Consider the following 11,819-nt stretch of genomic DNA (forward strand, 5'->3'; position numbering starts at 1 on the left):
AGTCATGCATGCAGTCATGCGAGGAGGTCGTCCACCTGTGCCTCGCCGTCGCGGTACCGGCGGGCGATCTCCGCACCGCAGTCGTCCGCGGTCTGCTGCAGCAGGCGGCGGCGCGCCGACACCTGCCGCTCGTACCCCGTCAGCCGCGCCATCCCCTCGCGCAGCTCCTGCTCGGTCCGGGCCTCCGGGTCCGAGAGCCCCACCTCGGAGAGCATGTCCTCGGCCAGCTGCCGGCACTCGTCGCCGACCGGAGTGCCCAGCCGCACGTGCCGGGCGGACGAACGGTGCGCGGAGGGGCCGTCCGCGAGGATCTCCGGCAGCCGCTCCACGACGGGCGAACCCGGCCCCGAGCGGCGGGACAGCTCGGCGCGCAGGATGTCGATACGGCCCTGGAGCAGCCGCCGCACGTAACTGAGGTCCGCCTCCTCCCGCTGCGCCTCGCGGCGCCGCGACCGCAGCTCCGCGAGGCCGACGTCGGCCAGCCGGCCGGAGCGCTGGCTCGGGGGCCGGGGCGCGAGGGCGCCGCGCAGGGCGCCCGCCGTGTCCACTGCCGTGGTGTCCAGTGCCTTGCGTGTCGTCATGGCCGTCTTCCGTCCCCTCGGGCCCGTGGGGCGGCGCGCATGGAGCACCGCCTGCACGCATCGTGCCACCGAGCGCGCCCCCCGCGCAGGGTCTCTCCACCCGAACGGCCCTGATGCCGTACGAGGCATCATGGTCGGCATGCGTGCTGTGGTGCAGAGGGTGAACGGGGCGAGCGTCGTCGTGGACGGCGAAGTGGTCGGCGAGATCATCGGAACCGGGCTGTGCGTGCTCGTCGGGGTGACGCACGACGACACGGCGGCGAAGGCGGCGCAACTGGCCCGCAAGCTGTGGTCCCTGCGGGTGCTGCCGGACGAGAAGTCCTGTTCGGACGTGGGGGCGCCGCTGCTGGTGATCTCCCAGTTCACGCTTTACGGTGACGCGCGGAAGGGGCGCCGGCCCACGTGGAACGCGGCGGCGCCGGGGGACGTGGCGGAGCCGTTGGTCGACGAGGTCGTCGCTCGACTCCGGGCGCTGGGGGCCCAGGTGGAGACGGGGCGCTTCGGCGCCGACATGAAGGTGTCGCTGACGAACGACGGGCCGTTCACGGTACTGGTGGAGGTCTGAGGGCCCCGCCTCCCTGACGGGGCACCGACCCCTACGGCTCGACCACGACCTCCTGCGCCGCCGCCGTGCCCTCGTCCACGAGCAGTGCCGCGTCCAGCGGCACGTTCCGCTTGACCAGCGCCAGCGCAATCGGCCCCAGCTCGTGGTGGCGGGCCGAGGTCGTCACGAAGCCCAGCTGGCGGCCCTCCGGGCCGTCGGACGCCAGGCGGACCGGGGCGCCGTGGCCCGGCAGGGTCACCCCGCTGCCGTCCAGGTGGAGGAAGACCAGCCGCCGCGGCGGCTTCCCCAGGTTGTGGACGCGGGCCACCGTCTCCTGACCCCGGTAGCAGCCCTTCTGCAGGTGGACGGCCACGCCGATCAGGCCCAGCTCGTGCGGGATGGTCCGGTGGTCGGTCTCCAGGCCGAGCCGCGGCCGGTGCGCCTCGACCCGCAGGGCTTCGAGGGCGAGGACGCCCGCCGCGGGGCCGTGTGTCGCAGCGAACGCCTCCAGCCGCTCGCGCGGCAGGAAGAGGTCGCGCCCGTGCGGCGTCTCCCGTACCACCACGTCGGCGTCCGCCTCGGCGATCGAGCCGGCCGGCAGGTGCACGACGGCGATGTCCGCGGTCCGGTCGGCGACGTCGACCTGGTAGAAGAACTTCATGCTCTCCAGGTAGGCGATCAGCGCCTCCAGGGTCCCGGGCTCCACGTGGGCCCAGGTCGTCTCCCCGTCGTCGACCAGGTACAGCGCGTGCTCGATGTGACCGTGCGGCGAGAGGATCAGCGCCTCGGTCGCCTGGCCGGGCGGCAGTTCGCTCAGGTGCTGGGTGAGCAGCAGGTGCAGCCAGGCGAGCCGGTCGGGACCGGTGACGGTGACGACCCCGCGGTGCGAGAGGTCGACGAAACCGGACCCGCCGGCGAGGGCGCGCTGCTCGCGGAACGGGTCGCCGTAGTGCGCGGCGACGCCTTCGTCCGGCCCCTCGGCGGGGACGGCGCCGGGCAGCGACAGCAGAGGGCTCTTCGATGGAAGCGGCATGATCTCAAGCCTACGGCGCCTCGGAGCGCTCCTTCGCGGAGCACTGCTCGCACCGGCCGAAGATCGCGAAGTGCTTCATGTCCGTGTCGAAGCCGAAGTCCTCGCGCAGCTTCGCGGTGAAGTCCGCGGCCACCGACAGGTCGGCCTCGATCACGCTGGTGCAGTCGCGGCACACGAGGTGTATGTGATGGTGCCGGTCGGCCAGGTGGTAGGTGGGCGCGCCGTGCCCGAGGTGGGCATGGCTGACCAGCCCCAGCTCCTCCAGCAGCTCCAGCGTCCGGTAGACGGTCGAGATGTTCACCCCGCCCGCGGTCTTGCGGACCTCGGTGAGGATGTCGTCCGGTGTCGCGTGCTCAAGACGGTCGACCGCCTCCAGGACGAGCTGGCGCTGCGGGGTCAGCCGGTAGCCGCGCTTACGGAGGTCGCTCTGCCAGTCGGTGTCCACCACGCCTCCAGTCTAGGAGGCTTCAGCGGCCGCGTACCCCCTTCAGATATCCGGCCAGGGCTGCGACCGCCGCCGGGTTGCGCGGGCTCTCGACCAGGTCGACGTAGTCCAGCACGAAGATGCGGTCGTTCTTGACGGCCGGGACGTCCGCCAGCGGCGGGTAGGACGTCAGGAACTTCTTCTTCTGCTCGGCGCTCACATCCCCGTAGTTGTTGATCAGGATGACGTCGGGTGCGCGCTCGACGACGGTCTCCCAGCCGACCTCCGTCCACGAGTCCTTCAGGTCCTTCATCACGTTCTCGCCGCCCGCCTTGGCGATGATGTCGTGCGGGGCGGCGAACGCGCCTGCCGTCGTCGGCTTGTCCTGGCCGCTGTCGTAGAGGAAGACCTTCGGCCGGCCGCCGTCCTGCGGCACCTGCGCCTGCGCTTCGGCGACCTGCTTCTTCGAGTCCGCGATCAGCTTCGCCGCCCGGTCCTCCACCCCGAAGATCCTGCCCAGGTTCTCCAGGTCGGCGTAGAGCGCGTCCAGCGGGGGCATCACGCCGCGTGCCTTGCCGTTCCCGCCGTTGTGGCAGGACTCGGTGAGCACGTACGAGCCGACGCCGAGCTTCTTCAGCGCGTCGGGCGTGAAGCCGCTGCCCTTGCCGAAGCCGTAGTTCCAGCCCGCGAAGACCCAGTCGGCCTTGGCGTCCAGGACGAGCTCCTTGGTGATCTCCTTCTTGGAGAGCCACTTGACCGTGCTGTAGCCGTCCTTCCACGGTGCTGTTTCTTCGGCGATTCGGCCGCCCTTGTAGGCGGGCGCGACGTAGCCCGCCATGTGGTCCTCCAGGCCGAGCGCGAACATGATCTCGGCCATGTTGACGTCGTTCGTCACGACCCGCTGCGGCGCCTTGTCGTACGTGGTCTTCACGCCGCAGTTCTCGATGGTGACGGGATAACGGCCGGAGGCCTTCGCGGTGTTGTCGTCCGGGCGTTCAGTCACTTTCGCGCCGCACCCTGTCAGGGCGAACGCGGCGAGCAGGGCAACGGCGGTACGAGGGGCGCGCATGAGGTCCTTACGGTTCACTGGGCGGTCAGACGGTCGAAGAGCAACTGCGGTGCGCCGGTGACCGGATGCGGCACGCGGTGCGCCCGTACGCCGAAGACGTCGGCGAGCAGTTCCGCGCTCAGCACGTCGTGCGGCGGGCCGGAGGCGACGATGCGGCCGCCCGCGATGACGTACAGCGCATCGCAGTGCGTGGCCGCGAGGTTGAGGTCGTGCAGCGCGGCAAGAACGGTCAGACCCGAGGCGCGCACCAGGGACAGCACCTCCAACTGCTGGGCGATGTCCAGATGGTTGGTCGGCTCGTCCAGGACGAGCACCTCCGGCTGCTGCGCCAGGGCGCGGGCGATCAGCACACGCTGCTTCTCGCCGCCGGAGAGCGTCAGGAAGCCCCGGCCGGCCAGGTGCGCGGCGCCGGTCCGGGCGAGGGCGGCGGCGCACGCCTCGGTGTCGTCCGCCGTGACGCGGCCCGCCGCGCCCTGGTGCGGCAGCCGGCCCATCGCGACGACCTCGGCGGCGGTGAAGTCGAACTCGCTGACCGACTCCTGCGGCAGCGCCGCCAGTCGGCGGGCGCCCTCGCGCGCGCTCAGCGCGTGCAGGTCGTCACCGGCGAGCAGGACGCGCCCGGCGGTCGGCCGCAGGGCGCGGTAGACGCAGCGCAACAGGGTCGACTTCCCGCTGCCGTTGGGGCCCACGAGCCCCACGAACCGCCCGCTGCCCGCCCGGAGCGCGACGTCCTCGACGAGCCGGGCCCCCGCGATCTCGACCGACAGGTTCTCGATGTCCACCTGCATCAGGCACCTCCGAAGGTGTAGCCGCGGCGGCGCATCAGCAGCACGAAGCAGGGCACGCCGAGCAGGGCGGTGATGACGCCGACGGGCAGTTCGACGGGCGCCAGCAGCAGCCGCGAGAGCGTGTCGACCCACACCAGCAGCACCGCGCCCAGCAGCGGTGCCACGGCCAGCACCCGGCGGTGGTCGGCGCCGACGAGCATGCGGGCGACGTGCGGGACCATCAGCCCGACGAAGCCGATGGCCCCGCTGACGGCGACGACGGCCCCGGTGACGGCCGCCGTGACGACGAACAGGCTGCGGCGCAGCCGGGCGGGGTCGACGCCCAGCGCGGCCGCGGTCTCGTCGCCCATGGCCAGCGCATTGAGGCTGCGCGCGCACCACAGCAGCCACGCCAGTCCGGCGAGCACGGCGGCCGCGGCGATCGGCAGGTTCGCCCAGGTGGCCCCGCCCAGGCTGCCCAGCAGCCACATCATGGCCGAGCGGGCGGCCTCGCCGCGCTCGGCGCTGAAGACCATGAGCGTGGTGACGGCGGAGAAGCCGTAGAACATGGCGCTGCCGGTCAGGACGAGCCGCAGCGGCGTCAGCCCGCGCGGGGTGCGCGCGGCCGCGTAGACGAGCGCCATCGCGCCCAGCGCGGAGGCGAACGCGGCCGAGGACAGCGCCCATACGCCGAGCGAGCCCAGCGCGCCGAACAGCAGGACGGCGTTGGCGCCGACCGCGGCGCCGGAGGAGATGCCCAGGACGAACGGGTCGGCCAGCGCGTTGCGGACCATGGCCTGTACGGCCACGCCGACGGCGGAGAGCCCCGCGCCGACGACGGCGGCCAGCAGGGCGCGCGGGAAGCGCAGTTCCCAGACGATGGTGTAGGCGGAGGACTCGTCCGCGGAGAGGGTGCCGCCGGTCAGCCCGGCGTGCAGGTACCGCAGCACCGCGGACCAGGACAGGCCGGAGGCGCCGAGCGCCACGCCGCACAGCAGCGAGACGAGGAGGGCGGCGCCGAGCCCGGCGATCAGCGGCGGCAGCGGCAGCCGGCGGGCCGCCCGGGTCGTCGGTGCACTGTGCTGATGGGTGATCGCCACGGGGCGTACGCCTTCGCCTCGTGCCGCGTCCGTACGTACAGGGCGTCCCCGGGGAAGGGCCTCCCCTCGCAGTCCACGGCGAGTGAGCAGGGAGCTTCACGCGCCGCGGGCGATCGGGCTCGCGGAGGGGGACCCGGGGGTTCCCTCCGCCTACCGTTGCGGGTCAGCGCCGGATTTCGACCGGCTTTCCCCGCGGTGCGCTGAGGTGGTGCCGGTTCAGGCTTCCGGGTTCTCCGGGTTGTACGGGGTGCCGTCCTGACGGTAGAAGGCGACGCCGTCCGGGCCGTCCTCGGGCAGGTTCTGCGCCCACTCCTGGAGGCTTCCGGCGCCGGCGACCTTCTTCAGGTGCGCCGACATGTACGGGCGCAGCGGCACCTCGGGGGTGGCCTTCTCGCCGACCCACATCAGGTCGCCCTTGACGTAGCCGTACAGGCGCTTGCCGCCGGAGTACGGTCCGGAGGCCTCGGTCCGGGCGACGGCGTCGGTGACCAGGTCGATCTGCGGCTTGTTGTCCGGCGCCAGCTCGCCGTACCAGACCTCGGCGACGCCGGAGTCGCGGGTCATGACGACCTCGACCTTGCGGTCCTTGGTCACGCGCCAGAAGCCGCTCTCGGTCTCGATCGGCTTGACCGGCTTGCCCTCGGCGTCGAGCACCCACGTGTGCGAGACGTACTCCAGGAAGTCCCGGCCGTCGTGCGTGAAGATCACTTCCTGGCCGAAGTTGCACTTCTCGGCGCCGGGGAAGTCCGCGACGCCCGCACCTTCCCAGGTACCGACGAGGAAGAGCAGCGGGGCGACGTCCGGGTGGAGGCCGGAGGGAATCTCGATCATGAGTGGGCTCAGACGATCTGTAGGGGACGGATGCTCGGGCGGCCGATTCGCTGAGGCGTCGGCGTCAGCGCTGGCCCTGGTACAGCTTCTTCCAGGTCAGCCCGGCGAACGCGACGACGCCGACGGCGACCAGGACCAGCAGGGTGGTGAAGAAAGCCTCAAGCACGAGCGCGCTCCTCGGTCGGAGGGGGTGGATGTGTACGGAAGTACGGACCGGGGACGAGTCTAGTCGGCCGTGCCGGGAGCGGCGCTGTGAGGTGGATCCGGCCGGTCCTAGAGTGATCGCATGGCGAAGAAAAAGCTCGTGATCAAGGTGACGGCGGGCGCGGACGCGCCGGAGCGGTGCTCTCAGGCGTTCACGGTGGCGGCGGTGGGCGTCGCCAGCGGCGTCGAGGTGTCGTTGTGGCTGACGGGGGAGTCGACGTGGTTCGCCCTCCCCGGGCGCGCCGCAGAGTTCGAACTGCCGCACGCGGCCCCGCTGCCGGACCTGATCGAGGGGATCCTGGCCGGGGGCGGCACGATCACGGTGTGCACGCAGTGCGCCGCGCGCCGGGACATCGAGGAGTCGGACCTGATCGAGGGCGCGCGCATCGCGGGCGCGCAGGTCTTCGTGAGCGAGGCGATGGCGGACGGCGCGCAGGCGCTCGTGTACTGAGCCGCACCCGGCGCTCACCGTTTACCGTCCAGCTCGTCCCACCACTTGTCGGACTCCTCGTCCCCCGACGGATCGTCCCACCACCGGTCCTCCGGCCCGCGGCGATTGGCCACGATCGCCGCGACCGGCGGGATGACCATCGCGAACAGGCACATCCCCACGGCCGCCGGCACGGACCACAGGCGCACGACCGCCCAGGCCAGGACGAACATGCCGATGCAGGTGCCCATCATGGCGAAGTACATGCGCCGTCGCCGTGCGTACACAGTTCAACGGTACGACCGGATCCTGCAGCGTGCGAAGGGCCGCACTCCCCCATCATGGCGTCCAACCCGGGGAGTGCGGCCCTCCGGTCCTCAGACGGCGATGGCCACCTCGGTCAGCCCGCCCTGCTGGGCGACGACCTTACGGTCCGCCGTGGCGCCCGGCACGAGTGCCCGGACGGTCCAGGTGCCCTCGGCCGCGTAGAAGCGGAACTGTCCGGTCGCCGAGGTGGGCACCTCGGCGGTGAACTCGCCGCTGCTGTCGAGGAGTCGGACGTAGCCGGACACGGGCTGCCCGTCGCGGGTCACGGAACCCTGGATGGTGGTCTCACCGGACTTGGCGGTCGACGCGTCGGGGCCGCCGGCCTTTGCTCCGCACATGCTGTGATCCTTCTGGGGTAGAGGGCGGGGTCAGTTGGCGCCGAGCTCGATCGGCACGCCGACGAGCGAGCCGTACTCGGTCCACGAGCCGTCGTAGTTGCGCACGTTCGTCTGCCCGAGCAGCTCGTGCAGGACGAACCACGTGTGCGCGGAGCGCTCGCCGATGCGGCAGTAGGCGATGGTGTCCTTGCCCAGGTCGACGCCCGCGCCCCGGTAGATCTCCTCGAGCTCGCTGTCGGACTTGAAGGTGCCGTCGTCGTTGGCCGCCTTGGACCACGGGATGTTGCGCGCGGTGGGCACGTGGCCGGGGCGCTGCGACTGCTCCTGCGGGAGGTGGGCGGGGGCCAGCAGCTTGCCGCTGAACTCGTCGGGGGAGCGCACGTCGACGAGGTTCAGGGTGCCGATGGCGGCGACGACGTCGTCGCGGAAGGCGCGGATGGAGGCGTCCTGCGGCTGCGCCCGGTACTCGGTGCGGGGACGCTGCGGGACCTCGGCGACCAGGTCGCGGGAGTCCAGCTCCCACTTCTTGCGGCCGCCGTCGAGGAGGCGCACGTCCTGGTGGCCGTAGAGCTTGAAGTACCAGTAGGCGTACGAGGCGAACCAGTTGTTGTTGCCGCCGTAGAGGACGACGGTGTCGTCGTTGGCGATGCCCTTCGCGGACAGCAGCTCCTCGAAGCCGGCCTGGTCGACGAAGTCGCGGCGGACGGGGTCCTGGAGGTCGGTCTTCCAGTCGATCCGGATGGCCGACTTGATGTGGTTCTTGTCGTAGGCGGACGTGTCCTCGTCGACCTCGACGATCACGGTCCTGGGGTCGGCGGCGTCGATGCGGTCCTGGACCCAGTCGGCGTCCACCAGGACGTCACTGCGGCTCATGCTGTTCTCCTCCGGGGCAGTTGCAGGAAGTGCGCGCGGCTGTGCGGCGGTAGGGCAAGGAGACGGCCGGAGGGCCGTGGGGGAGGGGACGGGGGAGAGCGTGAGGAAGCCGTCCCCGTCAGACACGGCGACAGAGCATGGCGGAGAGGCGGCACAGGTCGACTGCCCGCCGCTTCGTGAGATCCGCCTGTCGCTTCATAGAAGGGATCGTAGGGACGGGCGGGGACGCGTGTCACCGTCGTGTCGCATATTGGGATGCGCCGTCTCACTTGGCGGGATTTTGCGTGGTGCCCGGCACCTCGGAGCGCCCTTTCCGCTCCGGTCGTACTGCTGTGCGGGCATAAGTGTCTCGCAGTTCGGGACGTGCGGGCCGCCTGTGGCTGGTCGCGCAGTTCCCCGCGCCCCTGACGGGGCGCTAAGCCCCCCGCCTTCATCAGCCCGCCAGGCTGATGTCAGAGCCGGTCAGGGTGATGTCGACGCCCGTCGGGGTCGCCTCGACCTTGTCCAGCTTGAGGCCCTTCGGCAGGCCCGTGATCTGGCGGTCGAAGTCGGTCTTCTTCCGAACGGCCTCTTCCACGCCCGGGATGCCCTGCGCCGGGACCTCGTCCGCGTGGACCCGTACCGTGCTGCCGTCCGCGATCGTCACCGAGGAGATGACGCTGCGCTCGATCTCCTGGCCCATGATCTTCGCCCGGCCGGTGACCTTGACCTTGCCCGCCTGGCCCTGGCCGGCGTAGCCGACGGTGACGCCGGGGTCGGCGACGGCCTTCGTCAGGTCCTCGTAGGAGATGTGGGCGGTGCCGGTCGCGCGGTTGGCGACGGCGGAGGTGAAGCTGCTGTTGATGCGGACGCCGCGCAGCTGGGCGTCGAAGCCGCTGACGCGTATGGAGCGGCCGCCGGACTCGGCGGTGATGCCTCCGTCGAGCTTGACGTCGACCTCGTCGAGGCGGGAGTCGGCGATCTGGGTCAGGAAGGGGAAGCCCTTGATGGACACCTCGGGCGTGCCCGAAAGCCCCTGGCTGGTGCGGATCTTGTCGGCGGCCTGGTTCTCGGCGATGTACACGGCCGCCCGGTCGGCGCCCACGAAAAGGGCCCCCAGGACGATCACGACGATCAGTGTTGCCCGTATTCCACGCATCCGCTGTCGCTCCCCCTCCAGTTCAGATCGGTTTCGGCACCCCCCGGCATGTCCGTCGAGCCTAACCGGACGGATCAGAGGAAAGCCGGGGGGTGGGTGCAACCGTTCTGTAACTGATCAGGTCGGCGAACCGACTGGTCAGGCGAGCGCCCTGCCGAGGACGTAGACCACCGGCGCGGCCAGCGCCAGCGGGAGCGCAACTCCCGCCGTCATGTGGACGAAACGGGACGGGTAGTCGTAACTCGCCACGCGCAGGCCCACCAGCGCACAGGCACCGGCCGCCAGGCCCAGCAGCGCGGCGGACGCACCGAGCCCGGTCAGGCTCCCGCCCGCGACCCCCGCGCCCGCGGCCGCGATCAGCGCGACGACGGGCGAGGCGACCGACGGCAGGGGCAGCGCGCGAGCCAGCACGGCAACGGCCACGCCGAGCGCACCGGTCACCACGGCGCGGTGGTCCGCGGCCAGGTGCCCGGCCGCCAGGACCGCCAGCGCCGCCGACCCGGTCGCGGCCGTCAGCCCGTACAGCCGCTCGTCGGGCGAGGCCTGGCTGCGCAGCTGCAGCACGACGACCAGCAGCACCCACACGCCCAGCGTGCCCAGCACCACCTTCGGCGCCTGCCCGGCGTCCGTGGCCAGCAGGCCGATGTCGGCGGCCACGCCGCCGAGGAACGCCAGCGCGATGCCCTGCCGCGCGGGCCACATGCCGTTCAGCCGGAACCAGCCCGCCGCGGTCACCGCCTGCAGCAGCACCACGGGCATGGCCAGCGCGGGCCGCCCCAGCGGCGCGGCGGCCGCCAGCAGGGCCGCGAGCACGGTCGTCAGCAGGGCGGGCCGGAGCCCCGGCGACAGGATCTGCGGCCGGCCTTCGGCCCTGGCCTTCTCCGCCGCGGTCATCGGCCGCTCGGCGAGCGCCGGTTCGGCGACGGCCGCGACGACCAACGGCGCGGGCGCGGGCTCCGACTCGTACACCGGAACCTGGTGTGCGGGCATCGGCTGCGACGCGTAGGAGCCGTAGGAGTCATGGGGGACCGGGTCGTCCTGCACGAGTGGCTGTTGCCAGGTCGAGGTGTCCCAGGTCTGCGTCTGCCAGGTCTGGGTCATCGAATCGTGCTGGGCGGGGTCGTGCTCCGGCCAGGCCGCGGGCTGCGGGTGCCGGTGCTGCGGCTGCGGGTAGGACCCGTAGTCGTAGGACGAGCCGTACGGGTCCTGTTGCTGTTGATGTTGCTGTCCGTACGGGTCGTAGGGCTGGTACGGATCGTGGTGCTGATCGCTCATGCTGCCGGGGTCACCCTCCTGCGAAGGGCGGGAGCACCTCGACCGTGCCGCCCTCGGCCAGTTGGACCGTCGAGTGGTCGCGTGTGCCGACGGGGGCGCCGTCCACCAGGAACGAGCAGCGCGACAGCACGCGCGCGAATTCCGGGCTGCGCTCGTGACGCACGCGGGCCGCGCCCAGCGCCTCGGCCAGCGTGCGCGCCGCGTACGGCTCCTCGGCCGTGCCGGCGGCGGCCTTGGCCGCGGCCCAGTACCGGACCGTGCCGGACGGTACCGGCCCCGGCTGCGCCGGGATCCCCGGCCCTGCCGTCTGTGTCGTCGCCACGGCGTCCCCTTCCTTTGTCTGCCGCATCCATGATGACGGGTGCCGGGGCGCGTCAGGTCCGCAGCCGGTAAAGCAGAAGCCCGACGCCCTCTTGCTCGCATAGGCTTCTTGTGTGTTGGTGCGACTTCTGCGGGCCTACCTGAGGCCCTATTCCAGACCGATCGCGCTGGTCGTGCTCCTGCAGCTCGTTCAGACGCTTGCCACGCTCTATCTCCCTACCCTCAACGCGGACATCATCGACAAGGGCGTCGTGAAGGGCGACACCGGTTACATCCTCGGCACCGGTGGCGTGATGCTCGCCGTCACGCTCGTGCAGATCGTCTGCGCGGTCGGCGCCGTCTACTTCGGTGCCCGCACGGCCATGGCCCTCGGGCGCGATCTGCGCGCCACGGTCTTCGACCGGGTCCAGTCCTTCTCGTCGCGCGAGGTGGGCCGCTTCGGGGCGCCCTCGCTGATCACCCGGACCACCAACGACGTCCAGCAGGTCCAGATGCTGACGCTCATGGGGTTCACACTGATGGTCTCGGCGCCGATCATGTGCATCGGCGGCATCGGCCTGGCGC

The 11,819-nt window shown here is 71.6% G+C and carries 16 protein-coding genes; 3 read left to right on the plus strand and 13 right to left on the minus strand.

Annotated elements, in window-relative coordinates:
* Positions 1-14: 14 nt before the first annotated feature.
* The gene (locus ACWD4B_RS27605; RefSeq protein WP_451423298.1) at positions 15-581 is read right to left on the minus strand and encodes an RsiG family protein; all 567 of its coding nucleotides are present in this window, start codon (positions 579-581) and stop codon (positions 15-17) included.
* A 139-nt stretch (positions 582-720) separates the two neighbouring features.
* On the opposite strand from ACWD4B_RS27605, the gene dtd reads away from it, so the two are divergent.
* Positions 721-1,146 (plus strand): D-aminoacyl-tRNA deacylase, encoded by a 426-nt coding sequence (dtd, locus tag ACWD4B_RS27610; protein WP_451423299.1) that lies wholly within the window; start codon positions 721-723, stop codon positions 1,144-1,146.
* Positions 1,147-1,177: 31 nt separating this feature from the next.
* Here dtd and ygfZ read toward each other — a convergent pair whose 3' ends face one another.
* The 6 genes from ygfZ to ACWD4B_RS27640 all read right to left on the minus strand — a co-directional run bounded on the left by ygfZ (position 1,178) and on the right by ACWD4B_RS27640 (position 6,349).
* Complete coding sequence (gene ygfZ / locus ACWD4B_RS27615) at positions 1,178-2,158, minus strand: CAF17-like 4Fe-4S cluster assembly/insertion protein YgfZ (protein WP_451423300.1); 981 nt, start codon at positions 2,156-2,158, stop codon at positions 1,178-1,180.
* Between the two features lie 10 nt (positions 2,159-2,168).
* A complete protein-coding gene (locus tag ACWD4B_RS27620; protein ID WP_414168293.1) occupies positions 2,169-2,606 on the minus strand; it encodes a Fur family transcriptional regulator in 438 nt (145 codons plus the stop codon).
* 19 nt (positions 2,607-2,625) lie between these two features.
* Positions 2,626-3,651 carry an ABC transporter substrate-binding protein gene (locus ACWD4B_RS27625; RefSeq protein ID WP_451423301.1) on the minus strand — a complete coding sequence of 342 codons (1,026 nt, stop codon included), beginning with the start codon at positions 3,649-3,651 and terminating at the stop codon, positions 2,626-2,628.
* A gap of 14 nt (positions 3,652-3,665) precedes the next feature.
* Positions 3,666-4,439, minus strand: coding sequence for an ABC transporter ATP-binding protein (locus tag ACWD4B_RS27630; RefSeq protein WP_451423302.1), 774 nt, complete (start codon positions 4,437-4,439; stop codon positions 3,666-3,668).
* Positions 4,439-5,518 (minus strand): FecCD family ABC transporter permease, encoded by a 1,080-nt coding sequence (locus tag ACWD4B_RS27635; protein ID WP_451423303.1) that lies wholly within the window; start codon positions 5,516-5,518, stop codon positions 4,439-4,441. Before ACWD4B_RS27635 ends, ACWD4B_RS27630 begins: the two co-directional genes overlap by 1 nt.
* Before the next feature lie 216 nt (positions 5,519-5,734).
* A complete protein-coding gene (locus ACWD4B_RS27640) occupies positions 5,735-6,349 on the minus strand; it encodes an FABP family protein (protein ID WP_391153792.1) in 615 nt (204 codons plus the stop codon).
* Between the two features lie 286 nt (positions 6,350-6,635).
* On the opposite strand from ACWD4B_RS27640, the gene ACWD4B_RS27645 reads away from it, so the two are divergent.
* On the plus strand, positions 6,636-7,004 hold the full coding sequence (locus ACWD4B_RS27645; RefSeq protein WP_451423304.1) for a DsrE family protein: 369 nt from the start codon (positions 6,636-6,638) through the stop codon (positions 7,002-7,004).
* Between the two features lie 14 nt (positions 7,005-7,018).
* Here the strand turns inward: ACWD4B_RS27645 and ACWD4B_RS27650 are convergent, their stop codons facing one another.
* From ACWD4B_RS27650 to ACWD4B_RS27675, 6 genes are all read right to left on the minus strand, one after another.
* The gene (locus ACWD4B_RS27650; protein WP_451423305.1) at positions 7,019-7,270 is read right to left on the minus strand and encodes a DUF3099 domain-containing protein; all 252 of its coding nucleotides are present in this window, start codon (positions 7,268-7,270) and stop codon (positions 7,019-7,021) included.
* A 90-nt stretch (positions 7,271-7,360) separates the two neighbouring features.
* Positions 7,361-7,648: a DUF1416 domain-containing protein gene (locus ACWD4B_RS27655; RefSeq protein WP_336415353.1), complete on the minus strand. Its 288-nt coding sequence runs from the start codon at positions 7,646-7,648 to the stop codon at positions 7,361-7,363.
* Between the two features lie 30 nt (positions 7,649-7,678).
* Complete coding sequence (locus tag ACWD4B_RS27660; protein ID WP_451423306.1) at positions 7,679-8,521, minus strand: sulfurtransferase; 843 nt, start codon at positions 8,519-8,521, stop codon at positions 7,679-7,681.
* 433 nt (positions 8,522-8,954) lie between these two features.
* The gene (locus tag ACWD4B_RS27665) at positions 8,955-9,659 is read right to left on the minus strand and encodes a DUF2993 domain-containing protein (protein ID WP_336415351.1); all 705 of its coding nucleotides are present in this window, start codon (positions 9,657-9,659) and stop codon (positions 8,955-8,957) included.
* Positions 9,660-9,797: 138 nt separating this feature from the next.
* Entirely contained in the window at positions 9,798-10,934 is a 1,137-nt protein-coding gene (locus ACWD4B_RS27670; RefSeq protein WP_451423307.1) for a hypothetical protein, read from the minus strand.
* A gap of 10 nt (positions 10,935-10,944) precedes the next feature.
* Positions 10,945-11,256, minus strand: a complete 312-nt coding sequence (locus ACWD4B_RS27675; RefSeq protein ID WP_451423308.1) for a MoaD/ThiS family protein — start codon at positions 11,254-11,256, stop codon at positions 10,945-10,947.
* A gap of 112 nt (positions 11,257-11,368) precedes the next feature.
* Here ACWD4B_RS27675 and ACWD4B_RS27680 point away from each other — a divergent pair.
* On the plus strand, positions 11,369-11,819 hold a 451-nt coding region (locus ACWD4B_RS27680; protein ID WP_451423309.1), incomplete at its 3' end, for an ABC transporter transmembrane domain-containing protein.

The sequence above is a fragment of the Streptomyces sp. NPDC002536 genome (assembly GCF_053594995.1).